Annotated in this window: 26 protein-coding genes; 15 read left to right on the forward strand and 11 right to left on the reverse strand. The window is 60.0% G+C overall.

The annotated features are described in order from the left end of the window. Window positions 1-50: 50 nt before the first annotated feature. Window positions 51-1,253, reverse strand: a complete 1,203-nt coding sequence (locus tag LQ231_RS15280; RefSeq protein WP_230171963.1) for a pyridoxal phosphate-dependent aminotransferase — start codon at window positions 1,251-1,253, stop codon at window positions 51-53. Window positions 1,254-1,526: 273 nt separating this feature from the next. Here LQ231_RS15280 and LQ231_RS15285 point away from each other — a divergent pair, with 273 nt between their 5' ends. The 4 genes from LQ231_RS15285 (at window position 1,527) to LQ231_RS15300 (ending at window position 4,550) form a co-directional block, all read left to right on the forward strand. Then, window positions 1,527-1,976, forward strand: coding sequence for a hypothetical protein (locus tag LQ231_RS15285; protein ID WP_230171964.1), 450 nt, complete (start codon window positions 1,527-1,529; stop codon window positions 1,974-1,976). Between the two features lie 244 nt (window positions 1,977-2,220). Beyond that, window positions 2,221-3,309 (forward strand): PQQ-dependent sugar dehydrogenase, encoded by a 1,089-nt coding sequence (locus LQ231_RS15290; RefSeq protein ID WP_230173382.1) that lies wholly within the window; start codon window positions 2,221-2,223, stop codon window positions 3,307-3,309. Window positions 3,310-3,765: 456 nt separating this feature from the next. Beyond that, window positions 3,766-3,981 (forward strand): cold-shock protein, encoded by a 216-nt coding sequence (locus LQ231_RS15295; protein WP_006725577.1) that lies wholly within the window; start codon window positions 3,766-3,768, stop codon window positions 3,979-3,981. A 143-nt stretch (window positions 3,982-4,124) separates the two neighbouring features. Beyond that, on the forward strand, window positions 4,125-4,550 hold the full coding sequence (locus LQ231_RS15300) for a BA14K family protein (RefSeq protein ID WP_113141841.1): 426 nt from the start codon (window positions 4,125-4,127) through the stop codon (window positions 4,548-4,550). A 71-nt stretch (window positions 4,551-4,621) separates the two neighbouring features. Here the strand turns inward: LQ231_RS15300 and LQ231_RS15305 are convergent, their stop codons facing one another. Together LQ231_RS15305 and LQ231_RS15310 are read right to left on the reverse strand one after the other, a co-directional pair. Then, window positions 4,622-5,266 (reverse strand): MBL fold metallo-hydrolase, encoded by a 645-nt coding sequence (locus tag LQ231_RS15305; RefSeq protein ID WP_230171965.1) that lies wholly within the window; start codon window positions 5,264-5,266, stop codon window positions 4,622-4,624. Window positions 5,267-5,328: 62 nt separating this feature from the next. Continuing rightward, window positions 5,329-5,490, reverse strand: coding sequence for a hypothetical protein (locus LQ231_RS15310; RefSeq protein ID WP_230171966.1), 162 nt, complete (start codon window positions 5,488-5,490; stop codon window positions 5,329-5,331). A 349-nt stretch (window positions 5,491-5,839) separates the two neighbouring features. Here LQ231_RS15310 and LQ231_RS15315 point away from each other — a divergent pair, with 349 nt between their 5' ends. From LQ231_RS15315 to LQ231_RS15330, 4 genes are all read left to right on the forward strand, one after another. Then, window positions 5,840-6,355 (forward strand): MarR family transcriptional regulator, encoded by a 516-nt coding sequence (locus LQ231_RS15315; protein ID WP_230171967.1) that lies wholly within the window; start codon window positions 5,840-5,842, stop codon window positions 6,353-6,355. Between the two features lies 1 nt (window position 6,356). Beyond that, entirely contained in the window at window positions 6,357-7,058 is a 702-nt protein-coding gene (locus LQ231_RS15320; protein WP_162742649.1) for a response regulator, read from the forward strand. Between the two features lie 60 nt (window positions 7,059-7,118). Continuing rightward, complete coding sequence (locus tag LQ231_RS15325) at window positions 7,119-8,501, forward strand: ATP-binding protein (protein WP_113141845.1); 1,383 nt, start codon at window positions 7,119-7,121, stop codon at window positions 8,499-8,501. 63 nt (window positions 8,502-8,564) lie between these two features. After that, window positions 8,565-9,128, forward strand: coding sequence for a DUF1349 domain-containing protein (locus LQ231_RS15330; RefSeq protein WP_230173383.1), 564 nt, complete (start codon window positions 8,565-8,567; stop codon window positions 9,126-9,128). A gap of 27 nt (window positions 9,129-9,155) precedes the next feature. Here LQ231_RS15330 and LQ231_RS15335 read toward each other — a convergent pair whose 3' ends face one another. From LQ231_RS15335 to LQ231_RS15350, 4 genes are all read right to left on the reverse strand, one after another. Then, complete coding sequence (locus tag LQ231_RS15335; RefSeq protein WP_230171968.1) at window positions 9,156-9,509, reverse strand: tRNA-binding protein; 354 nt, start codon at window positions 9,507-9,509, stop codon at window positions 9,156-9,158. Next, window positions 9,506-10,324 (reverse strand): pyrroline-5-carboxylate reductase, encoded by an 819-nt coding sequence (gene proC, locus LQ231_RS15340; protein ID WP_113141847.1) that lies wholly within the window; start codon window positions 10,322-10,324, stop codon window positions 9,506-9,508. The genes LQ231_RS15335 and proC overlap by 4 nt, the downstream gene beginning before the upstream one ends. A gap of 2 nt (window positions 10,325-10,326) precedes the next feature. Next, window positions 10,327-10,827: a YbjN domain-containing protein gene (locus LQ231_RS15345; protein WP_113141848.1), complete on the reverse strand. Its 501-nt coding sequence runs from the start codon at window positions 10,825-10,827 to the stop codon at window positions 10,327-10,329. A gap of 429 nt (window positions 10,828-11,256) precedes the next feature. After that, window positions 11,257-11,529: an accessory factor UbiK family protein gene (locus LQ231_RS15350; protein WP_230171969.1), complete on the reverse strand. Its 273-nt coding sequence runs from the start codon at window positions 11,527-11,529 to the stop codon at window positions 11,257-11,259. A gap of 201 nt (window positions 11,530-11,730) precedes the next feature. Here LQ231_RS15350 and lgt point away from each other — a divergent pair, with 201 nt between their 5' ends. The 7 genes from lgt to LQ231_RS15385 all read left to right on the forward strand — a co-directional run bounded on the left by lgt (window position 11,731) and on the right by LQ231_RS15385 (window position 18,816). Then, window positions 11,731-12,591, forward strand: coding sequence for a prolipoprotein diacylglyceryl transferase (gene lgt / locus LQ231_RS15355; protein ID WP_230171970.1), 861 nt, complete (start codon window positions 11,731-11,733; stop codon window positions 12,589-12,591). Between the two features lie 13 nt (window positions 12,592-12,604). Continuing rightward, window positions 12,605-13,705, forward strand: a complete 1,101-nt coding sequence (locus LQ231_RS15360; RefSeq protein ID WP_230171971.1) for a class I SAM-dependent methyltransferase — start codon at window positions 12,605-12,607, stop codon at window positions 13,703-13,705. Window positions 13,706-13,839: 134 nt separating this feature from the next. Continuing rightward, complete coding sequence (pgeF, locus tag LQ231_RS15365) at window positions 13,840-14,634, forward strand: peptidoglycan editing factor PgeF (protein WP_230171972.1); 795 nt, start codon at window positions 13,840-13,842, stop codon at window positions 14,632-14,634. Window position 14,635: 1 nt separating this feature from the next. Beyond that, complete coding sequence (locus LQ231_RS15370; protein ID WP_230171973.1) at window positions 14,636-15,787, forward strand: Xaa-Pro peptidase family protein; 1,152 nt, start codon at window positions 14,636-14,638, stop codon at window positions 15,785-15,787. Between the two features lie 92 nt (window positions 15,788-15,879). Beyond that, window positions 15,880-16,683, forward strand: a complete 804-nt coding sequence (locus tag LQ231_RS15375; protein ID WP_230171974.1) for a hypothetical protein — start codon at window positions 15,880-15,882, stop codon at window positions 16,681-16,683. Between the two features lie 160 nt (window positions 16,684-16,843). Next, window positions 16,844-17,776: a ribose-phosphate pyrophosphokinase gene (locus LQ231_RS15380; protein ID WP_007608394.1), complete on the forward strand. Its 933-nt coding sequence runs from the start codon at window positions 16,844-16,846 to the stop codon at window positions 17,774-17,776. 185 nt (window positions 17,777-17,961) lie between these two features. After that, window positions 17,962-18,816 (forward strand): hypothetical protein, encoded by an 855-nt coding sequence (locus LQ231_RS15385; protein ID WP_113141855.1) that lies wholly within the window; start codon window positions 17,962-17,964, stop codon window positions 18,814-18,816. Window positions 18,817-18,846: 30 nt separating this feature from the next. On the opposite strand, the gene LQ231_RS15390 is transcribed toward LQ231_RS15385, so the two are convergent. From LQ231_RS15390 to LQ231_RS15405, 4 genes are all read right to left on the reverse strand, one after another. After that, window positions 18,847-19,227 carry a DUF779 domain-containing protein gene (locus LQ231_RS15390; RefSeq protein ID WP_230171975.1) on the reverse strand — a complete coding sequence of 127 codons (381 nt, stop codon included), beginning with the start codon at window positions 19,225-19,227 and terminating at the stop codon, window positions 18,847-18,849. 127 nt (window positions 19,228-19,354) lie between these two features. Continuing rightward, window positions 19,355-20,863: an aldehyde dehydrogenase gene (gene adh / locus LQ231_RS15395; RefSeq protein WP_290371377.1), complete on the reverse strand. Its 1,509-nt coding sequence runs from the start codon at window positions 20,861-20,863 to the stop codon at window positions 19,355-19,357. A 142-nt stretch (window positions 20,864-21,005) separates the two neighbouring features. Further along, on the reverse strand, window positions 21,006-21,962 hold the full coding sequence (locus tag LQ231_RS15400; RefSeq protein ID WP_230171977.1) for a helix-turn-helix domain-containing protein: 957 nt from the start codon (window positions 21,960-21,962) through the stop codon (window positions 21,006-21,008). A gap of 147 nt (window positions 21,963-22,109) precedes the next feature. Beyond that, entirely contained in the window at window positions 22,110-24,194 is a 2,085-nt protein-coding gene (locus tag LQ231_RS15405; protein ID WP_230171978.1) for a bifunctional diguanylate cyclase/phosphodiesterase, read from the reverse strand. Window positions 24,195-24,492 lie beyond the last annotated feature (298 nt).

The following is a 24,492-nucleotide window of genomic DNA, read 5'->3' on the forward strand; positions in this document are numbered from 1 at the left end:
AAAAGGCGGGACCGCGAGGCCCCGCCTTTTTGTATGTCATACCGTGCAGCTTACTTGCAGGACGCGCAGAAGCGCTGGATGCGGTTGCAGGCTTCTTCCAGCAGATCCTCCGAAGTCGCATAGGAAATGCGGAAATTCGGGCCAAGGCCAAAGGCCGAGCCATGAACCACGGCCACGCCTTCCGTTTCCAGCAGTTCGGTAACGAAGTCCTCGTCCGTCTCGATGACCTTGCCCGATGGCGCGGTCTTGCCGATCAGGCCGGCGCAGGACGGATAGACGTAGAAGGCGCCTTCCGGCTTCGGGCATACGATGCCGGTCGCCTGGTTGAGCATCGACACGACGAGATCGCGACGGCCTTCGAAGATCTTCTTGTTCGCCGGGATGAAGTCCTGCGGACCGTTCAGCGCCTCGACGGCGGCCCACTGGGCGATCGAGCAGGCACCCGAGGTCTGCTGGCCCTGGATCATGTCCATCGCCTTGATCAGCGAAAGCGGTCCTGCCGCATAACCGATGCGCCAGCCAGTCATCGCATAGGACTTCGACACGCCGTTCATCGTCAGCGTGCGGTCATAGAGCGACGGCTCGACTTCGACCGGGGTAACAAACTTGAAGTCGCCGAAGGTCAGATGCTCATACATGTCGTCGGTCAGGACCCAGACATGCGGATGCTTGACCAGAACGTCGGTGAGTGCCTTGAGTTCGTCATGGCTGTAGGCGGCGCCCGACGGGTTGGACGGCGAGTTGAACAGGAACCACTTGGTCTTCGGCGTGATCGCCTTTTCGAGATCCGCAGCGGTCAGCTTGAAATTGTTCTCCTGTGTCGTCGCGACGAAGACCGGCGTGCCGCCGCAGATCGACACCATCTCCGGATAGGACACCCAGTAAGGAGCCGGAATGATGACTTCGTCGCCGGGATTGATGGTCGCCATGAAGGCATTGAACAGGATCTGCTTGCCGCCGGTGCCGACGATCGTCTGCTCCGGGGTATAGTCGAGGCCGTTTTCGCGCTTGAACTTTGCCGAAATCGCCTTGCGCAGTTCCGGAATACCGGAGACCGGCGTGTACTTCGTCTCGCCGCGCTGGATCGCGTCGATGGCGGCCTTCTTGATATTGTCCGGCGTATCGAAATCCGGTTCACCGGCACCAAGGCCGATCACGTCCCGGCCTTTCGCTTTCAACTCGCGCGCTTTCTGCGAGACGGCGATGGTGGCGGACGGCTTAACACGGGAAAGGGCGTCGGCGAGAAATGCCATTGTGTGAGATCCTGAAGCTGATTGATCAATTGGAACCCTAGACGGAGCCAAGGCTTCAGGTTCAAGCTCTATGGCGAAAATGGTCTACCCTTTCAAGCTTAAAGCGCGCGCCCGCTCGATATTCGCGTCACGGAGTCAATCTCCCTCGCTTGCCGCCGGCACCCATCATGGGAAAGCCGCGACATGAACCGCGCTTCGCCACACTTCGGTCCTGCTAGCGTCGCGAAATGCCAGTTGTCTGTCCCTGCCCGACAACCATAGGGAAGGTCTGACATGCGCACGCCCACGAACAAGCCAGTTGATCTCGATTGCGCTACACCGCGCCGGCGCACGCGGCTTGCCGCCATCAAGACCGCCAACGCCAAGATTGTCGCCATTACCGGCCTCGCAGTTGCGCTCGCCATGGCTGCCAATGCGACATCGCCGGTCACGCCGCCCGCAACCACTCAATCCCGATCGAGTATCGCCGCGACATCAGAGAGCCATGGCTCTGGTCGTATCGTTATCCTGCCGCATGGTCCCTTGGCACGCCCGACGGGAGACCCGGTCGACCAGCCCGGCACGACCGGCACGCGCGACAGGTCCAGCCTCGGGGAAGAGCGCCGCGTGCTGATCGGCCTGCTACTGCTCTGTTTTGCAGTCATGAGCATAGGCGGGTTCGGGCTGTGGCGACGCGGCATGGCGGATCTGCTGCAATCCCGTTCGATCAATGATGGCCGCTAAACCGGGCGATGCATTCACGTCTGGTCACAAAGAGGTCAGCTCGCGGATCTTTTATCCGCTTCACCTTGTTCGGTTCTGGCATTCGACCAACTAGCCTTGAGACGCGGTGCGCGTCGACACGTTAACATCTGGAGTTTCCATGACCGCAACACGATCCATAAGCTGGGCCATAAGCCGGGCCATGAGCCGGGCCATGAGCCGGAGTCTCACACTCGCCGCAGGAATGACGGCCGCCACTCTGCAAATGCCGCTCAATGCACTGGCACAAGAAAGAATTCAGGCCGGCGACATCTCGATCAACGTAACGTCCATCGCCGGCAGCCTGGAAAACCCCTGGTCCGTCGAAGTCCTGCCCGACAGCGCTTATATCGTGACGGAAAAGCCGGGCCGCATCCGCATCATCCGCGACGGCAAGACCAGCGAACCTTTGACCGGCCTGCCGGAAATCCGGGTCGCCGGTCAGGGCGGCTTGCTCGATATTGCTCTTTCACCGGACTTCGCAGAGAGCCGCAGCCTCTATTTCACCGCCTCGGTTGCAGGCGAAGGGGGCCACGGGACCGCTGTTTTCAGCGCGCGGCTGGCCGCCAACGAAAGCGGTCTGGAAGATGTCAAACGCATATTCGTGATGAACAAATTGACCGGCACCGGCCAGCACTTTGGCTCGCGCATCGCCATTGCTGCCGATGGTAGCCTGTATTTCGGCATCGGCGACCGGGGCGAGATGGACCGCGCCCAGGACCCCAAGGATCACGCCGGTTCCATTCTTCATATCAAACCTGACGGCACACCCGGCAGTGGCAATCCGTTTGCCGAAAACGGCCAGGGGGCGCCGGAAATCTGGTCCGTTGGCCACCGCAACCCGCAGGGTATTACGATCGATCCGGCCGACAACAGCCTTTACACGGTCGAGCACGGCGCGCGCGGCGGTGACGAAATCAACAGTCCGAAGGCTGGCAGCAATTACGGTTGGCCGACAATCTCGTACGGCAAACATTACTCCGGTGCCGAAATTGGTGTTGGGCAGGCGGCGGATGGCTATGAACAGCCCCTGCACTACTGGGATCCCTCGATCGCACCCGGCGCGATTTCAGTCTATCGCGGCGCGATGTTCCCCGAATGGAACGGCGACTTTCTGGTTGCGGCACTGAAATATCAGCTACTGGCGCGCATCGATCGCATGGACGACGGCTCCATCGGCACGGAAGAACGACTGCTGACAGGCGATTATGGCCGCATCCGCGATGTCAAAGTGGCGCCCGACGGCTCCATTTTGCTCGTCACGGACGAACAGGATGGACAATTGATACGATTGTCGCGAGCGGATGCATCCTAAAGGCGAAAAAACCGAACACAGAAAATTTCAACCGAAAAATACCGTGTTCGCGCGCGCTTTTTGGCAAATCTCCATCGCAGGCGATGCAATTTTTCGCCGAAACGGCAAATACCATCAAAAACCTCCTCTCGGGAGCGGCATTCCCCTTGATAACCAAGGGGTATCGCCGTTAACGTTCGGAAAACTTTTGCTTGCCAATTCCTGATAAACCAAGCACTCTTTTGATGTTCGGGCAATTTTGCGAGCATGGGAAGACCTATAAATAGATGCGCGCCGGGGACGCTATAACAACCCGGGCAAACGATCTTGAGGCGTTGGTTGCAACGTTTCGGGGTTGCTTGCGGTAACAGGGCCCCTTTCCTCACTTATCGACAAATGCCTGTCGCTCACCCGTTCGCGGGAAAACATTGAAATGCTGCCCCGCCGAATATGGGCAGAGAGAAAAGGACCTGACGCATGGCCGAAACTGGCACTGTAAAATTCTTCAATACCGACAAGGGCTTTGGCTTCATCAAGCCGGACAATGGTGGCGCGGATATCTTCGTTCATATCTCCGCAGTACAGGCATCTGGGCTTTCGGGCCTGACCGAAAACCAGAAAGTAAGCTTCGACACGGAACCGGATCGCCGCGGTAAGGGCCCGAAGGCCGTAAACCTGCAGATCTCCGGCTGATTTCATCCGGACTCGCTTCGCATGTGCGGCCCGGCAGGTATGCCGGGTTTTTTCGTTCAGCTTACGTTCAGCCATCCGAGGCTAATGTTTTCTCATCGCTCGTTAACCAAGAGCAAGCCGCTTTGGCATGAGGAACTGACCTTATGATGAAAATCGCAAAATACGCCCTTCTCGCGACCGTCGTCACCTTAACGCCGATCATGGCATCGAGCCAGGCTGAGGCGCGCGACCGCTACCGTCACCATCGGGACAATGATGCGGTTGCCCTTGGCGTTCTCGGCCTCGCCACCGGCGTGATCGTCGGCTCGGCCATCGCCAGCCAGCCGCAGCGCCGCGTCTATGTCGAACCCGGCCCGGTGTATGACGAGCCGGAATATTACGTCGACGACTATCCGCCGCCGCCCCCGCCGCGCCGCAGCGTCTACCAGGAGCGCCGTGTCAGCTATGGCGTCGAGCCTTGGACCCCGGAATGGTACGACTATTGCGCGAACCGTTATCGCAGCTTCAATTCGCGCACCGGCACCTTTGTCGGCTATGACGGCATGTCGCATTTCTGCACGGCCGGCTGACCGGAACGAAAGCTAGTCTGAATTGCAAAGCGCCGCTTCCGCGGCGCTTTTTTTATGCATGTGTCTTCGGATCAGAGGCCGCGCAGGAAGGGATTGTTCCGGCGTTCTTCGCCAATACGCCCGCCCGGTCCATGGCCGCAAATGAAGCCGACGTCATCGCCCAGCGGAAAGACCTTGTCCCTGATCGAATTCAGCAAGGTCTGATGGTCTCCCCCAGGGAGATCGGTGCGGCCGATCGAACCGCTGAACAGCACATCACCGAGATGAGCAAAATTCTGTTCCCGATCGAAATAGATCACGTGACCTGGCGCGTGACCCGGGCAATGGTACACTTCGAAAGTGTGCTCGCCGAAGGAAACCCGGTCACCATCCTCAAGCCACTGGTCCGGAAGGACATTGCGCAAGCCGTTGATATTGTAGGCGCGCGCCTGCGTCTCGATCCGCTCGAGCAGCGGCAGGTCGTCCTTGTGCGGCCCGATGATCGTCAGACCCAGACGCTCCTTGAGTTCGGCAGCGCCCCCGGCGTGATCAAGATGGCCATGGGTGAGCCAGATCGCCTTCAAGGTGATCTTGTTCTCTTCGATCGTCTGAATGATCACATCGACATCGCCGCCCGGATCGACGATCACGCCTTCACGCGTCTCGTCATCGAACAGGATGGTGCAATTCTGCTGGAATGGGGTGACCGGGATAATGCCTGCCTGCACGTGGCCCATCGGGACTGCTTCCTTTCACGCTAACACCGGAAGCGCATAGCACGACTGGACGGCAACAGAAATCAGCGATTGAGCCCATAGGCACTTGAAATGGGCGAACCGGGCAGCATCGTTGCCTGTGCCAAAAGCAGGCTGGCAACCATCAGTTTGGCTGCGACAACGACGATCACCACCGGCTTCAACGAACGTGCCGATGTGCTTTCCTCGATTTCATTGTGCAGCATGAGCCGTCCCTTCATCTTTCCTGGCATTATAAGCCGAACGTCCTTACGTGGACCTGTTCGACTGTTGTTGAGGGCCATAACGGCTAAGTCGGCAAGAGGTTTCCGACTATTCCGCAAGATGTGCGATCCGTGTAAAAACATTGGAGTTTTGCCGCACTTCCGCTTAGTTTGCCGCCAATCGGATAAGGTATCGTTCGTCGTCGTGAGCATATATTGGGCGACCGGCCGAGAACGAACGGGAGAACAGACGCGGCCGATTGCGCCGCGGCAATCCCGGACAGCAAGCCGGTCCATGCGTTTCAGCGCCCAGCGCTCATTCAGCAGAGACCGGGATGAAAGGAATAACAGCGTGGTACGACAGTCTGCGACAAAGGCTGCCAAGAAGGATCTTCCCGAATTGCCGGTGGTCGACGACAAGGCAATCGATTTCGAAACGATCGAAAGGCTGTTCTTTGCCTATCGCGATTTCGTTTCCGATCCGGATGCGATCCTGTCGAAATTCGGCTATGGCCGCGCTCATCACCGAGTTGTCTATTTTGTCAGCCGGCGTCCCGGCATGACGGTGGCCGACCTGCTGGCCATCCTGCAGATCACCAAGCAGAGCCTTGCACGCGTGCTGAAGGAACTGATCGACAGCGGCTATATCCGTCAGATGGCAGGTCCTGCCGACCGCCGCCAACGGCGGCTCTATCCAACGCTTGCCGGCCGCGAACTGGCGCTCGCGCTGTCGGAGCCGCAGTCGCAACGCATTGCCAATGCCATGCAGGGACTTTCCATCGCCGAACGCGATGCCGTTCGCCGCTTCCTCGACGGCATGCAGAAACAGACAGTTGCCGGGAACCCGGATACCGACGGAGCCGACTGACGTGGCCAAGAAGATCCTGCTTTCAGACGATGCACCGCATCTCCTCGTCGTCGATGATGACACCCGCATCCGCGACCTTCTCCACCGCTTCCTGACGGAAAAAGGGTTCCGGGTGACCGTGGCCGCTGATGCCGCCGAAGCACGCCGCAAGCTCGAAGGTTTGAATTTTGACCTTCTGGTGCTCGACGTGATGATGCCGGGCGAATCCGGCCTTTCCCTCACACAGAGCCTGTCGGACGCGAAAAAATGCCCGGTGATCCTGCTGACCGCCCGCTCGGAAGCCGATTCCCGCATTGCCGGCCTGGAGGCAGGCGCCGACGACTATCTTGCCAAGCCATTCGATCCGCGCGAACTGGTGCTGCGCATCAACAATATCCTCAAGCGCAATCTTAATCCGGACGCGCCGAAGATCGAACAGGTCATGTTCGGCCCCTACACTTTCTCTGTTCTGCGCAAGGAATTGCGCAAAGGTGCAGAAACCATCCGTCTGACCGATCGTGAACAGGAAATCATGTATCTGTTCGCCACACGGGCTGGCGAGACCATCCCGCGCCACGAACTGGTTGGCAATGACGCAGACGTCGGCGAACGCACGATCGACGTGCAGATCAATCGTCTGCGGCGGAAGATCGAGGATGATCCGGCCAATCCATTGTGGCTGCAAACCGTTCGCGGCATCGGCTATCGCCTGAGCATGGACTGAGGTCAGCCGGCATAAGGTGGCCAGCCCCCGTAGGAAGCGAAGACCAAGGAAGCGAAGACAATGACGCTTTTCGAGCAGATCCGCCGGGATCAGGACCGCAGTCCGCCAACCGGGCTGCGTTATCTGTCTCGGTGGCTGCGCCACCGGCTGCCGACGGGTCTCTACGCCCGCTCGCTGCTGATCATCATCCTGCCTATGCTGATCCTCCAAACCGTCGTCGCCTTCGTCTTCATGGAGCGACACTGGCAGTTGGTGACCGAACGCCTGTCCGCTGCCGTCACCCGTGACATCTCGGCAGTCATTGCATTGATCGAAGCCTATCCGAGCCCCCAGGACTATGGGCAACTGGTGCAGATCGCAAAGGAACGCCTCAACCTCACCATTGCGATGGAGCCAGGTTCGGAACTGCCGCCTGCCCGCCCACGCCCCTTCTTCTCCATCCTTGACCAGATCCTGTCGGACCAGATCCAGAACCAGATCCGCCGGCCCTTCTGGATCGACACCGTCGGCGATTCCAGCCTGGTCGAGATCCGCATCGTGCTGGACCAGGGCATCCTGCAGATCTTTGCCCGGCGAAACGAGGCCTACGCCTCCAACACCCATATCTTCCTTGTCTGGATGGTCGGCACGTCGCTGGTGCTGATCATCATCTCCATCCTGTTCCTGAGGGGCCAGATCCGGCCGATCCTGGCGCTGGCCAATGCGGCAGAGAGTTTCGGCAAGGGTCAGCGGCCACCAGACGATTTCAGTCCCCGTGGCGCCGATGAAGTGCGCCGCGCCGGCCTCGCCTTCATTCTGATGCGAGAGCGCATCGAACGTCAGATGGAGCAGCGCACCGCGATGTTATCGGGTGTCAGCCACGACCTGCGCACCATCCTGACCCGATTCAAGCTGCAACTGGCACTCGCCGGCGACGATCCGGAACTCGACAACCTCAATCAGGATGTCGACGACATGCAGACCATGCTGGAAGGTTATCTCGATTTTGCCAAGGGCGAGGCGGAGGAAGACGTCGGCCGGATCAGGCTAGGCGATCTGTTCGAAAAGCTCGAAACGGATTTTGCCCTGCACAGGAAGACGCTGACCTACACGATCGACGGCGATGAAGAGATAGCCGTCAGACCCAACGCCTTTGCCCGCCTGGTGTCGAACCTCGCGTCCAATGCGCGGCGCTACGCAACGACGCTCAACATCGAGGCACGCCATACCGCCAAATGGCTCGTGGTGATCTTCGACGACAATGGCCCCGGTATTGCGCCGGCATCCCGTGAAGATGTCTTCAAGCCGTTCTTCCGGCTTGACGAAGCCCGCAATCTCGATGCCTCGGGCACCGGGCTTGGATTGGCGATCGCCCGCGATATCGCCCGCAGCCATGGCGGCAATGTCACGCTCGAAGACAGCCCCCTTGGCGGCCTTCGTGCCGTGATCCGAATACCCGTCTGATCCGGCAAGGATGCTGAAATGACCTCATCGTGGAACGCCCCCTCGAAAACCCCGTGGAACGGCATGACATGGCTCAATCCACCCGCCTCCACCCATTTGGAAGGAACGGACCTGGTGGTCGAGACCGGTCGGGAGACGGATTTCTGGCAGAGGACTTATTACGGCTTCCAGCATGACAATGGTCATGTCCTGCAACAAACCCGGCAGGGTGACTTCACTGCGGAGACCCGCTTCACCGGCGCCTATGAGGAACTCTATGATCAGGCCGGCCTGATGATCCGTCACGACGCGGATCACTGGATGAAGTGCGGCATCGAATTCACAGATGGCCTGTGCCATTTCAGCACCGTCGCGACCACGCGTGGACGCTCCGACTGGTCGGCCTTTGCACTGCCCCCGTCGACAAAGACCATCGGTGTCAGAGCCAGCCGCCTCGGCGACGCGTTCTTTGTACAGTATCGATTGGATGAAGACAGTCCTTGGCAGATGGCGAGGCTCGCCTATTTTCCGCCCGACATTGAACAGCTCTCGGTCGGCATCACCGCATGCTCGCCAAAACGGGCGGGCTTCAAGGTCCGCTTTCACGGCTTCTCGCTCACCGATCCCGTCAGCAGGGACATCCACTGAAAGGAAAAGGCCCTCGCGGGCCTTTGATCACATCAGTTTACGGCCATTCGGAACCGCCTGCTCGACGGCCGCCAGAACAATCGCACCGTTCGCATCTTCGAAGCCAAGCGTAAGGACCTCGGAGCGAAACGGTCCGATTTGGCGTGGCGGAAAGTTGACCACACCCAGCACCTGACGACCGAGCAGGCTATCCGGCGTATAATGCACGGTGATCTGCGCAGAGGATTTCTTGATCCCGATCTCCGGCCCAAAATCGATCTTCAGCTTGAAGGCCGGCTTGCGCGCCTCGGGAAAGGCCTCCACGTCGACAATCGTTCCGACGCGGATATCGACCTTCTCGAAGTCGGCAAAGCTGATCTCGCTCACGCTGCTTTCGCTCACTGGGCCAGTTCCTCGGCCCGCTTGCGAGCAGCCTCGATCGCCTGGTCGAATAATGGCTGCATGCCCTCGTCCGCCATCAGGACGGACAAGGCAGCGGCGGTCGTGCCGCCCGGCGAAGTCACGTTCTGGCGCAGTTTGGAAGCGGGGTCGGGAGACTGATGAAGCAGTTCACCAGCCCCCGCGACCGTTTCCCGCGCGAGACGCATGGCAAGGTCCGCCGGCAGTCCGGCTTTGCGGCCTGCCTCTGCCATGCATTCGACGAGATAAAACACATAGGCCGGCCCACTGCCCGAAAGCGCAGTCACGGCATTGATCGCGTCCTCGCTATCGACCCATTCGACCGGGCCGGAAACCTTCAGCAGACGATGCACGATATCGCGCTGCGTTTCGCTGACGGCGGCATTGGCATAGGCGCCGGTCACTCCACGACCGATCATCGCCGGCGTATTCGGCATGGCGCGAACCATGGCGGCCGCGCCCAGATGGGTCTCCATGGAAGCAATCGTCTTGCCGGCCGCGACCGAAACGACAGCAGTCGTCTCGCCCATCAGCGAACTGAGTTTCGGCAGGACAGCATCCATGACCTGCGGCTTTACGGCCAGGAACAGGATATCGGCAGTGAGGCCCTCCGGCGGATTGACCGAATGGCTCGCACCCGCATCGCGGATCATCGCCATCATCGTTTCGGACGGCGACGGATCCAGCACCGTGACGGAGGAGCCCGGTACGCCATTCTTCAGCCATCCGGACAGCATGGCGCCGCCCATATTGCCGGCGCCGACGAGCACGATCTGCCCGAATGCTGACTGGCTCATGCTCAGGCCTCTCCGACGGTCTCGAACAGCACTGCGTCCATGGCAGTCTTGGCATCGACACCCGACCAGACGACGAACTGGAAGGCCTGGTAATAGGCCTCGCAGGCATCAACCGCCGACGAAAGCAGAACTTCCACCTGTCGGTTGGTCGGCTCAGCGCCACCGGCAAGCAGCAGCGACTGGCGGAAAATGACCACGTCCTCGTTACGCCACAAGTCGAAATGCCCCATGAGCACCTGACCGTTGATGTAGGAGAGAAGCTTAATCACCTCGTTGAGGCGATTTTCCGGGATCTTCAGGTCGAAGGCTGATGCAAGATGCAGCGCTTCGAACTCTTCCATCCAGGAGAACGACACATGGTAATCGGTCCAGCGCCCTTCGACCGTCATTGCGATCTCGTCTTCGCCGGAACGCTCGAACGACCAATCATTGGTCGCCGCGACAAACTCGATCATATCGACCGGGTTGGACTGGCGTTCGACTTCCATTTCCATGAGGCTCATGCATCACCTTCTTGACCGGAATGAATGTAGGCTTTCGGCGGCATGCCGAACAACTCAAACACCAGAACCGGAAACTACACTGGAACGATTCCGAAGGACCCCAGGATAAAACACGCACCCTGTCCGAAACTTACGTAGGCCCGTTTCGAATCATCATTTAAAATCAGTGTATAATCGCCAGAACCAAGCACCAGCCCCCAATGCCACAATTGCGGCCCGGGCCTGTGGATGGACCTTCGGGAATCGCCTGCGCAATGCGGCATAAGCGACTCTGGCCATTGGCTTTTTGCCACCTGTCCACAAGCAGCAAAATAACCGGGGATTGGCGGTGGAGAACGCATGGTCAAGGGCCTGGAAAGACAAAAGACCCGCAACCAACAGGTTACGGGTCTTGCTGCAATTCAAGTGATTGAACCGATTTAGCGGATTTCACTCCGCCGGCTTGCCCGTTGTGCCCAACAGCTGCGCTTCGAGCGCCTCGATCCGCTTCTGCAGCAGGTCGTTTTCCTCGCGTGCCTTCAGCGCCATCTCGCGCACGACGTCGAATTCTTCGCGCTTGACCAGATCCATGCTGTTCATCCAGCGCTCGGCCTGAGCATGAAACGCGGTTTCGACTTCCCGGCGCACGCCTTGCGCGGCGCCGGCTGCGTCCGTCATCAGTTTGGCAAATTCGTCCATGATACGGTTCGGCCCGGTCGACATGGCATGGCTCCTCTTCAATCAAGATCCGTCGGGGATCACCCCGTTGAAGATGAGGTAGGCATTCAACCGGGAGCTTGCAAGAAGTTTCGAACTGATAAAGGTGGTTGACGGTGTTGCAGGGTGACGCGATTCCATCCAGGCCGGGCTTGACCGGGTCATTTCGCAACGCCATTTTCGCCCTGCATAAACGAAAGAACGCCATTGTTGTCAGTCTTGGAACTTTTCGCCGTCGTGAGCTTTCCCGCGATCGATCCGATCGCCTTCTCGGTCGGCCCTTTGGCTGTCCACTGGTATGGACTGGCCTATGTCGTAGGCATCCTTCTAGGATGGCTCGTTGCCCGCGATCTTTTGCGCCGCCCGCAGCTCTGGCCCAATGGCCAGCCGCCGCTGAGCATCCAGCAGGTGGATGACTTCATTTTGTGGGCGGCCATCGGTATCGTCGCCGGCGGACGCCTCGGCTATATATTCTTTTACGATTTCGCCTCGGTTGCAGCCAATCCGATGCGCGCGATCGAGGTCTGGAATGGCGGCATGTCGTTCCACGGTGGCTTCCTGGGCGCCACGCTCGCTATGGTCTTCTTCGCCCGAAAGCACGCAATCCCATTGTGGAGCCTGTTCGATCTTGTCGCCAGCGTCGCGCCGCTCGGCCTGTTTTTCGGTCGCATCGCCAATTTCATCAATGGCGAACTCTGGGGCCGTCCAGCCGATGTCGCGTGGGCCATGGCCTTTCCGACCGGTGGCCCGTTTCCGCGTCATCCCAGCCAACTGTATGAGGCAGCGCTCGAGGGATTGCTGCTCTTCGTGCTGTTGCAAGTCCTCGCACGTGTCTTCAAGGCACTGCGCTTTCCCGGCCGCATTACGGGCGTCTTTGTCAGCCTTTATGCCGTTGCCCGGATCTTAGTCGAGTTCTTCCGCGAACCAGACGCACAGATCGGCTACCTGTTTGGTGGCTGGCTGACCATGGGCATGGTCCTGTCCCTGCCGATGGTAGCCATCGGCATCTGGGTCATCGTGTGGTCCGGTCGCGCCGCCGTTCGCGCTGATCGGACGGATCGAGGCTGAGGAGGTCATGCGAATGCCCACACCGCTTGCCGAAAAGATCAAGGCCTTGATCCTGGCCAACGGCCCGATCAGCATCACCGACTATTTCGCCCTCTGCCTTGCCGATCCCGAGCACGGCTATTACCGCACGCGCCATCCTTTCGGCCGCGCCGGTGATTTTGTCACCGCGCCGGAAATCAGCCAGCTCTTCGGAGAAATGCTGGGCGTCTTCATGATCACCACCTGGCAGCGCCACGGCGAACCCCAGGATGTCCGGCTGGTCGAAATCGGCCCTGGCCGCGGCACGATGATGGCCGACATGCTGCGTGTCATCGCCCGCGTCGCACCCGGCCTGTATGAAACCGCCACCGTGCATCTGGTCGAAACCAGTGCCTTGCTCAAGCTGACCCAGATGGAGACACTCTCATCGCACGGCGACAAGGTGTCCTGGCACGACAGTTTCGAGGGCGTGCCGGGTGGCTTCACACTGCTTGCCGCCAATGAGTTGTTCGATGCGATCCCGATCCGCCAGTTCGTCAAGACGCCGACCGGATTTCGCGAGCGCATGGTCGGCCTGGATAAACAGGGTGACCTTTGCTTCACAACCGGCGTCGCGACGCTCGATGCGGCTCTGTTGCCACAACAACTTGCTCTGCCGGACGACGGTGCCATCTACGAGGTCGCTCCCGCCCGTCAATCCGTAATGTTGACCATCTGCGAACGGCTGCGGCAGCATCATGGAACGGCTCTGGTCATCGACTATGGCCATATGGTCAGCAATTTCGGCGACACACTGCAGGCTGTGCGTGCCCATGAATATGATCCGCCACTCGCCCATCCCGGTCTCGCCGACCTGACCAGCCATGTCGACTTTGAGAATCTCGCCCGAACATCGCTCTCCGCCGGCGTCCATCTGAACGGCTGCATGCACCAGGGCGACTTTCTCGTCGGGCTCGGAATCGAAGAGCGGGCCGCCGCGCTTGGTCGTGGCAAGGACGAAAAGATCCAGAACGATATCGTCGAGGCCGTCAAGCGACTGGCAGGCTCCGGCAACGGCTATATGGGGGAACTGTTCAAGGTGATGGCCGTGTCCAATCCGGTCGTGCATGTCGCTCCCTTCAAGGTCAAGCATTGACTTGATAGCCTGCCATTGCCACCATCGCGTCGAAAACAGCGCCTAGGGAAGTCCAAGAAAGCCAATAAATTCAGTAATATTTACTGGAAAAAGAATCAGGCTGCGGAGGACATATCAATGCCGGAGACGAAAACATGAGCGAGACCTCGACGCCGCAGCCCATCATCGGCGCGCGGCTTCAGCAGGCAGCGGCCTCCGGTATCCGCCATGGTTTCTTCACCCGCGCCGGTGGTGTGTCGAACGGCATCTATCGCGGTTTGAACGTCGGCCTAGGATCGCATGACGAACCGAAAAACGTCGAGGAAAATCGTCGTCGGGTCAGCACATGGTTTGGCCAGCCGCTGGATCGCCTCGCCACCGCACATCAGGTCCATTCGCCGGATGTGGTGACCATTGACGCGCATTACGACGGCAGCCGTCCGAAGGCCGATGCACAGGTAACGGCAACGCCGGGCGTGATCCTTGGCGTGTTGACCGCGGATTGCGGTCCAATCCTGTTTGCCGACCCGGAAAACCGTGTCATCGGTGCGACCCATGCCGGCTGGAAAGGCGCCCTGACAGGCGTGATTGAAAACACGATCGAAGCGATGATTGGACTTGGTGCGCGACGCCAGTCGATCCGTGCCACGCTCGGCCCATCGATCAGTGTCGCCAATTACGAAGTCGGTCCAGAGTTCGTCGAACGCTTCGCCAACGAGGATCCCGGTTTCTCCCCCTTCTTCTCTCCCTCGGCAAAACCAGGCCACGCCATGTTTGACCTGCCCGGCCTCACCTTGATGCGTCTCGCCAGAGCCGGCATCGAAGCAGACACACTGGGCCTGTGTACCTATGCCGACCCTGAGACGTTCTATTCCTACCGCCGCACCACCCATGCCGGCGAACCGGATTACGGACGGCAGATTTCCGCAATCGCGATATTGGAGCACTGACATGGCACTACACTTCAACGAGAGCGAATATGCGACCCGCCTGTCACGACTGACCGCGCGCATGGCGGAACAGAAGCTCGACGCGGTATTGCTGTTCGCCCAGGAAAGCATGTACTGGCTGACCGGCTACGACACTTTCGGCTATTGCTTCTTCCAGACCCTCGTGGTCAAGGCCGATGGCAGCATGACCCTGCTGACGCGATCAGCCGACCTGCGCCAGGCCAAGCACACCTCGACAATCCAGAACATTGTCATTTGGGTCGATCGGGTCAACGCCGATCCAACGGCGGATCTGCGCGGCCTGCTCAGCGACATGGACCTGCTCGGCACGCGCATCGGCATCGAATATGACACGCATGGCATGACCGGCCGCGTCGCCCGTCTGCTCGACAATCAGATGACGAATTTCTGCGAGATCGTCGATATTTCCTACCTTGTCAGTGAATTGCGGCTGACCAAGAGCCCGGCCGAGATCGCCTTTGCCATACGAGCTGCCGAACTCGCCGACGACGCGCTCGACGCGGCACTGCCGCTGATTGGCGCCGGCGCGGACGAGGCCGATATTCTGGCTGCCATGCAGGGCGCGGTCTTCAGCGGCGGCGGCGATTACCCGGCCAATGAATTCATCATCGGATCCGGCGCCGATGCACTGTTGTGCCGCTACAAGGCCGGACGCCGCAAACTGTCTGCCACCGACCAGTTGACCCTCGAATGGGCCGGTGCCGCCGCGCACTATCATGCCGCGATGATGCGCACGGTGATTGTTGGCGAACCCAGCACGCGCCACCGCGAGCTTTATGCCGCCTGCCACGAAACCATCAAGGCGATCGAGGGCGTGCTGCGCCCGGGCAACACGTTCGGCGATGTCTTCGACACCCATGCCCGTATCCTCGATGACCGTAGCCTGACCCGGCACCGCCTGAACGCCTGCGGTTATTCGCTCGGCGCCCGCTTTTCACCCTCGTGGATGGAGCACCAGATGTTTCACGCCGGCAATGTACAGCCGATCCTGCCGGACATGACGCTCTTCGTGCACATGATCATCATGGACAGCGAGCGCGAGACGGCGATGACGCTCGGTCACACCTATCTGACGACAGAGGATGCGCCGCGCCCCCTCTCCCGCCATCCGCTCGAGCTGATCATCCGCTGAGGCGAGAAGCGATCACCATCTGTTCAGAGAATTGACAGGAAATTGCTGCTACAAGCTTGCAAACAGGAGTGACGGAGAAGGATCGGCGATAGATGAGACGTTCCGTACGGCTGGCATCCATACTCGTCCTGCTCCTGCAGCTTGGCGCCTGTAACAGTACCGAAGTCCTGACGCCGCCCGTCGATGTCGGTGATGGCGGCCAGGGCGGCGGCGACATGGGCCAGACATCCGCCGCACCGCTGGGAGCGGTTGCCACCCAAGGCGTCCAGAGCGCCCCTCTCGACCAACCCGGCTACCAGTACCACAGCTCTCCGCAGAATACGCTGGAGGCCCAGGCGGCTGCCCTCAGTCAGGGTAACAATCCGGTAGCGTCCGCGCCCCTCGACGGAGAAGGCTACAATAACGATCGGACAAGCCAAGCCTTTCCACAGCAACCGCAAGCACAGGCGGCCAGACAACAGCAACAGCCGGCGCCGGTCGCTCAGCAGACTCAACAGGCTTCCCTCGCACCAGCCGGCGCGACGACCGCCCGCGGCACAATCCGCTTCCTGCCGATCATCGGCGCGCCGGTTCAGGCCGTAACGCCACTCTCGCGCCAGCTGGGCGCAGAAGCGCGCGCGCATGGCCTGACCATCAAAAGCGCCAATGATCCGGCCAGCGAACATATCCTGAAGGGCTATTTTTCTGCCTTTGCCGACGGCAGCAACGTGACGATCGTCTATGTCTGGGACATTCTGGACGCCAGCGGCGGCCGGCTTCATCGCATTCAGGGCCAGGAAAGCCTGCCTTCTGGCGCAAAGGATCCATGGGCTTCCGTTCCGGCCTCCGTCATGCAGCAGATCGCCACCAAGAGCGTGGCACAATATGTGGCATGGAAAAACGCGCAGACCGGTTAGACCTTGGATTTCAACCCGTCAAAGTTGCCTTATTCACCCTATCCAGAGTTAACTCACCCCGAATTGACGAAAAAGCGGGTGAACGCCGCCAAGCCTATTGCATTCAGGGGCAAGGACGGTAAAAAGCGCCCATCTCAAGGCATGTAACAGGCGGGCCACGATGAAGGTTTTCGCAGGTAATTCGAACCGGCAGCTGGCCGAAGCGATCTGCTCCTATATCAATGTTCCACTCGGCAAGGCCAGCGTCCGCCGTTTCGCAGACCAGGAAATCTTCGTCGAAATCCAGGAAAACGTGCGCGGTGAGGACGTATTCGTCGTGCAATCGACGTCGTTTCCGACGAACGACCATCTGATGGAACTGCTGATCATGATCGACGCCATGCGGCGTTCGTCTGCTCGGCGCATTACCGCGGTGCTTCCGTATTTCGGCTACGCCCGTCAGGACCGCAAGCCGGGACCGCGTACGCCGATCTCGGCCAAGCTCGTGGCAAACCTGATCACCGAGGCTGGAGCAGACCGCGTCCTGACGCTTGATCTGCATGCCGGCCAGATCCAGGGCTTCTTCGATATTCCGACCGACAACCTTTATGCCGTGCCGCTCTTGGCGCGCGACATCAAGGAACACTACGACCAGAACAACGTCATGGTCGTATCGCCCGACGTCGGCGGCGTGGTGCGCGCCCGCTCATTGGCCAAGCGCCTCGACTGTCTGCTGGCCATCGTCGACAAGCGCCGTGACCGTCCGGGTGAGTCCGAAGTCATGAACGTCATCGGCGACGTCGCCGGCAAGGATTGCATCCTGATCGACGACATCGTCGACAGCGGTGGCACGCTGTGCAATGCCGCTGAAGCGCTACTGAAACACGGCGCCACCAGCGTAACGGCCTATATCACCCACGGCGTCCTGTCCGGCGGTGCCGTTACCCGCGTTGCCTCCTCCAAGCTGCGCGAACTGGTGATCACCGATTCTATCCAGCCGACCACGGCTGTCCAGTCGGCGCACAATATTCGTGTGCTCTCGACCGCCAGCTTGCTCGGCGAAGCCATCAACCGTACCAGCGCGGAAGAGTCTGTTTCCAGCCTCTTCGACTGATATTCGGCAATACAGTGCAATGCGTCGCATTTGGACGCATTGCACTGGAATATTTAGCTTATTTTTTTAGTTATATCGCGAAACGTCATTCCTTGACGCAAGTCCATTAAAACAGATCGGCTATCATGTTGAGTGATTGCTGCGTCTGCGCATGCATCGAATTACTCTCACCTGGCCAAGCCCTCATGTCTCTGACAGTCGAAATGCTGCTCCGGAATTCCGATTTGCACGAGGCAATTCGCGATCAGTCCAAAGCGCTTCTCGAAATCAATGCCGTATCGCCCAAGCTTGCCGCTGTATTCGGCACGCAGCAACGCTGGCTCCTGGCACATCTGGCGATGTCGATCTATTTCAGCGAAGCAGCCCGCGGGACGGCAGATCCAGCCATTGTTATGGCGCGCTTCTACGAACAGGTCAAAAACCACAACATATCGAGCGTCAATACCGCCGATGCCTTCATCAAGGAAATGCTGGTCTATGGCATAGCCGAGCAGATGGCGACCGCCGACAAACGCAACCGACCGGTAAGGCCGGCATCGCAAACGACGGCTGCCGTCGGCCAGTGGATGTGGATCCATCTCGTCACGCTCGACCGTCTGGACGGTGGGCACCGGCAGGCGGCCTATGAGGCAAACCCGACATTGCTTCATCGCTTGCACCCGGAGATCACGGCGAATTTTCTGATATCTCCGGAAATCCGCACGCCGCCACAGACATTCACCCTGTTCACCTGGCTGAACAATGGCGGCATTGTCATGGACTGGCTGCTGGCCGGCATCGAACCGGCGGACCCGTCTGTCGAGCGCGTCGCAACCCAGGTCAAGTCCGTGCCGCAGATGGCCGAAACCTTCCGCCTGTCGCGCACCCATCTCACACGCAAGCTGCGTGAGGCCGAAGCGATCGGCAGCATCGGCTGGGAGGGCACCCGCGGCCGTTCGGTCATGTGGGTCTCGAAGGAATTCCGCCGCGAATACGCGGAATCGCAATCCGCCAAGCTGGCGATCATCGACGCTGCCTGCGAAACCTTCGGCATTCGCTGACGGACCGAGCAATCCCCCCGGCAAATTCGGTCAGCGCGCTGGCAGCGGACACGCCTCGCCACCGGAAAACAGCCGTGACCGCGTGAGAAATCGGCGCTCCCTGCCATTGTCGAGGGAAAACATGCCCCCTCGCCCCGGCACGACGTCGATGATCAGTTGCGTGTGCGCCCACACCTCGAATTGGCTGCCGCTGATATAGAACGGCACGCCGCCGATCTCACCCAGCTTCACATCGGTCTCACCGACCCGGTAGTCGCTCGCCGGATAACACATCGGCGAAGACCCGTCGCAGCAACCGCCGGACTGATGAAACAGGACATCGGAATGGTCCTTGCGGATTTCGCCGAGGAACGCGAGTGCGGCCTCTGTGGCGATGACGCGGGGTTCGCCTGGATTGGTGGTCGTGGTCATGAGCAACTCCGGCACAGTCCCCTATCCCCGCCTGCGGGGAGAGGGTTAGGGCGAGGGGCAAATCCGAGCGGCCCCTCATCCGCCCTTCGGGCACCTTCTCCCCGCAAGCGGGGAGAAGGAAGCTCACTCAGAAGAAGCCGAGCGCCTTCGGGCTGTAGCTGACCAGCATGTTCTTGGTCTGCTGGTAGTGGTCGAGCATCATCTTGTGGGTCTCGCGGCCGATGCCCGACTGCTTGTAGCCACCAAACGCCGCATGGGCCGGATAAGCATGGTAGCAATTGGTCCACACGCGACCGGCCTGGATGTTGCGGCCGAAATTGTAGCAACGATTGGCATCGCGGCTCCAGACACCCGATCCTAGGCCGTAAAGCGTGTCATTGGCGATTTCGAGGGCTTCCGCATCATCCTTGAAGGTCGTGACGGACACGACGGGCCCAAAAATCTCTTCCTGGAACACCCGCATCTTGTTGTGGCCCTTGAACACCGTCGGCTTGACGTAGTAGCCACCCGCCAGATCGCCCGAGAGGTTGTTGCGCTCGCCGCCGATCAGTACCTCGGCGCCTTCCTGCCGGCCGATATCCATATAGGACAGGATCTTCTCAAGCTGCTCGGAAGAGGCCTGCGCACCGATCATCGTCGACAAGTCGAGCGGATCGCCCTGGCGGATTGCGGCAACTCGCTTCAGCGCCTTTTCCATGAACCGGTCATAGATCTTCTCGTGCACCAAAGCGCGGCTCGGGCAGGTGCAGACCTCGCCCTGGTTGAGCGCAAACATCGCAAAGCCCTCAAGCGCCTTGTCGAGATAGTCGTCATCCTCGCGCATCACATCCTCGAAGAAGATGTTCGGCGACTTTCCGCCCAGTTCCAGCGTCACAGGAATGAGGTTCTGGCTGGCATACTGCATGATCAGGCGGCCGGTCGAGGTCTCGCCGGTAAAGGCGATCTTGGCGATCCGCGGGCTGGTCGCGAGCGGCTTGCCGGCTTCGAGGCCGAAGCCATTGACGATGTTGAGCACGCCCGGCGGCAGCAGGTCTCCAACCAGTTCGATCCAGACGAGGATCGAGGCCGGCGTCTGCTCGGCGGGCTTCAGCACGACGCAGTTTCCGGCAGCCAGTGCCGGCGCCATCTTCCAGGCCGCCATCAGGATCGGGAAGTTCCACGGAATGATCTGGCCGACGACGCCGAGCGGCTCATGGAAGTGATAGGCGATCGTGTCGCGATCGACCTCGCCGATCGTGCCTTCCTGGGCGCGGATGCACGACGCGAAGTAGCGGAAGTGGTCGATGGCGAGCGGAATATCGGCCGCCATGGTCTCGCGCAACGGCTTGCCGTTGTCCCAGGTCTCCGCACGCGCGAGCAGTTCGAGATTGTCCTCCATCCGCTGGGCAATCTTCATCAGGATGTTGGAACGCTCGGTCGACGACGTGCGGCCCCATTTATCCTTGGCGGCGTGTGCCGCATCGAGCGCCAGATTGATGTCGTGTTCGTCGGAGCGAGCAACATCGCAGAGTTTGCCACCGGTGACCGGCGTGGTGTTTTCGAAGTAGCGGCCATTGACCGGCTCGCGAAATTCGCCGCCGATGAAGTTGCCATATTTCAGCTTGAACGGCGACGCTGCAATTTTCTGGACCTGAATGTTCATCTCTCAATCCTCCCTGTGAACAGGCCCCTCCTCGGGCCGGTCGGAGGATGATTGCCGCGATTGGCTGCGCGGTGAAGTCCACCGTGTGCGTGCCGCACTGCACTCTGTTTCAGGAATGCGACACTGCTGCCAATCTCTATTGCGCCTGGAAGCGCTTCAGCTTCCGATGCAGCGTCGCCCGGCTGATACCGAGGATCTGCGCCGCCTGCGAGACATTGCCTTGCGTGCGTGACAAGACGCGGCGGAGCGCTGCGCGCTCGGCATCGTCGAGATCGCTGCCACCGCCGCCGCGCGCCTCACGCAGCGCATCGGCCGCCGCCATGCCCTGAGAAATCGCCTGATCATCGATCTTGAGGGCTATTCGGGCTGCTCTGGTCGCGCCAAGGATCAGATCGTCGCCATCGACTGCAATCAGCGCCGATATCGAATTTGCCTGCGGTACGACAACGATCCGCGCGCCCGGAAAAGCCTGTCGGAAGAGGTTCGTTTCCACCCGGGCAGCCGCATCCTTGACCGCCTGCGACAAGACGGCAAGCGTCATGTCGGTGACGTCGTTACGGCAGGTGGAGACATCCAGCGCTGCCATGACCCGGCCAAGGTGGTCGCGGATCGGCGCCGTCGCGCAGGAAAGACCGATATTGGCGCTCATGAAATGCTGGTCGCGGTGGATCACCACCGCACGCTCGTCGACAAGCGCCGTGCCGATGCCGTTTGTCCCGACACTTGCCTCGCTCCAGACATTCTGCTGCCAGAGGCCGAGGGCGCGAAATTCCGTGTCATCGCCCGGCGCGCCGCGACGGTCGACAACAATCCCGTCGGCATCGGCCAGGATGATGCAGCAACCCGAGCGCCCGATCATATGGTAGAGCCGATCCACCTCGTCCGTCGAGCTGCCGATCAGCCGTTCCATACGCTGATGCGCCTCCCGGAAGGCAAGATCGTCCACCTGAGCAGGCTTGCGCGCTTCTTCCGGCGCGAGGTGATAAAGATTGAGGCAACGGCTCCACGAGGCGGCAACCGGCGACGTCACCGCTGCCGAGGCTTTCTGCGTGGTCGAATAGACGAGTGCCGAATGGCTGATATCCTGTCGCATCGGCTCCTCCCAAAGCTGGATGCAGTTATGATCCTGCATGCAGCATGTTTCAATGAGACGAAAGAACACAAGCAACAGAACATATTCGCCTCAGGAGGTGGCGCATATATGCGACAAATTCACAATCCGTATCAACCGGCTGCGCTCTCAGGCTGCAAGGTCGGGTTTGCCCGATTCCAATACCGGAGACGCGTCAGCTTTGATCATGCGCACCAGATCGATCACGTCACGCAACTCTGACAGCGGCACTGGCCGGCCATAGAAATAGCCTTGCACCTGCTCGCAACCCTCGGCCTGCAGGAAACGCACATGCGCCTCGCTTTCCACGCCTTCGGCGAGAACGGGGATATCGAGACTGGAGGCAAGGATCAGCGTCGAGCGCACGATCGCTGCCGATTGTCGGCTGCTGGCCACGCCATCGATGAAGCCACGATCGATCTTGATCTTGTCGAAAGGAAAGAGTTGCAGCGTTGACAGCGACGAATACCCGGTTCCGTAGTCGTCCATCGCGATCTTGACGCCGATCGCCTTCAATTGGCGGATGATCTGCAGCGCATGCTGCTGGTCGGCAATGATACCGGATTCGGTGATTTCCAACTCCAGCCTCTCCGCAGGCAACCCGGTTTCCTCGAGAATTTCGCGCACGCGCTCGGCCAGTCTGATATCGGCAAGCTGCTTCGGCGCGACATTGACGGCGATCCTCAACGGATTGCTCCATTGCACCGCCGCCAGGCAGGCCTGGCGCAGAACCCAGTCGCCAAGTTCGAGGATGAAGCCGCTGCGCTCGGCAATCGGAATGAACTCGGTCGGCGACACAAGCCCGCGCACCGGATGGTTCCAGCGCAACAGCACCTCCAGCCCGATGACCTCACCCGTGGACGTGTTGTTCTGCCGCTGATAATAAAGTTCGAACTCGCCCCGCTGGAAGCCGCTGCGCATGTCCATCGCCAGTGCATTGCGTTCGCGCGCGGCCAGATCCATCGAACGGTCGTAGAAGCACACATTGTTCGAGCCGATCGCCTTGGCCCGGTACATGGCGATATCGGATTGCGCCATCAGGTCGTCGATGCTCTCGGCCCCATCGGGATACATGGTGACGCCGATGCTGGTCCCGATCGCAAATGTCTCGCCCTGCCATTCGACCGGGGCGCCCAGATCCTGGATGACTTTTTCGGCGAATAGCTGCGCATCCGCCTTGGTGTAGAGCCGCGACGATACTGCGACGAACTCGTCCCCGCCGATACGGGCGACAAATTCGCCGTCGCGCAAACGGGCAGTCATGCGCTCGCCAACGGCGCGCAGAACCTGATCCCCGGCCGCATGGCCATGCACGTCGTTGATTTCCTTGAAACGATCGAGATCGAAAGAGAACACATAGATGCGCTCGCTGCGTGTCGAGGGCATGTCGATCATATGACCGAGCCGCTCGATAAAGGCGGAGCGGTTCGGCAAACCGGTGAGCGCATCGTGAAGCGACAGTTGACGATATCGCTCGACAGCCGATTTCGACGACTGCTTGTCGATGGCGTAGGACGTTGCACCGATCGTCATAATCATCATGGTCACGACAACCACGACAACGGTCAGAATGCTTTCGGGCAACACGTCGTGCGGCAGTTGCGCCTGGATGTCAGGCACGACTGTTACCGCTGTCATGCCGAGGAAATGCGTAGAGGCAATGGCGACAAGCAGGGCCACACCGCCGCCCAGGCGACAAAAGCGGGTCAGCGGCCGCGACGCGCGGTTCGTTGCAATCGCGCCGAAGACAGCACCACACAGCAGCGAAAACACGACATAACTGCGGTCCCATTCAAGCTGTCCCTGAACCTGGTATCCGCTCATGCCGACATAATGCATGGCCGCGATGCCGAGACCGACGATCGCGCCGCCCGCCTCGATGACGAGACTGCGCTGGGCAAGGCCGGCAATGGCAAAGCCAATGCCGGTGATGCTGACCGCCAGAACCAGGGACATCAATGTCCGCTGCGGCTCATAACCGGTGACGACACCGGCCTCGTATCCCATCATGGCAACGAAATGCGTCGTCCAGATCGAGCAACCGCCAATGACGCTGGTCAGCGAGATCCAGCTGGCACGGGCCACCCCACGGGTGCTGCGGATCCGACCGAAAAGCCGCATGGTCAGAAGGGCACCACAAACGCATATTCCGACCGCCGCGGCCAGCGAGACCGGATCATGATCGACGACAATGCAATTCACGAATTTCAGCATCAAAAAACCGTATGTAAAAATCTTGCTCGGCAACGAAATAACATTCGTCAATTGCCAAATGCTTCGCAAAGATAGTTACCGAGATCGCTACGCCGGCTGAAATCGTGATAAAACCCAGGATCTTCGCCAAACCCCTTGGTCAGCCGGTGGTTTTGATGCAACAAAACTTGCTATTCGGGGGCGACTGGTTTATAGCGCCCCCGTCCGCGTAGACACCCTTGGAGGCAACGCGGATGAGGCTGTCAAACGCCTCTAGCCTTGGACCGCTGCCCACATGCAGCCACCGGGGCTCTCCAGA

Source organism: Rhizobium sp. CECT 9324 (assembly GCF_918741265.1).
Classification (GTDB): Bacteria; Pseudomonadota; Alphaproteobacteria; order Rhizobiales; family Rhizobiaceae; genus Allorhizobium.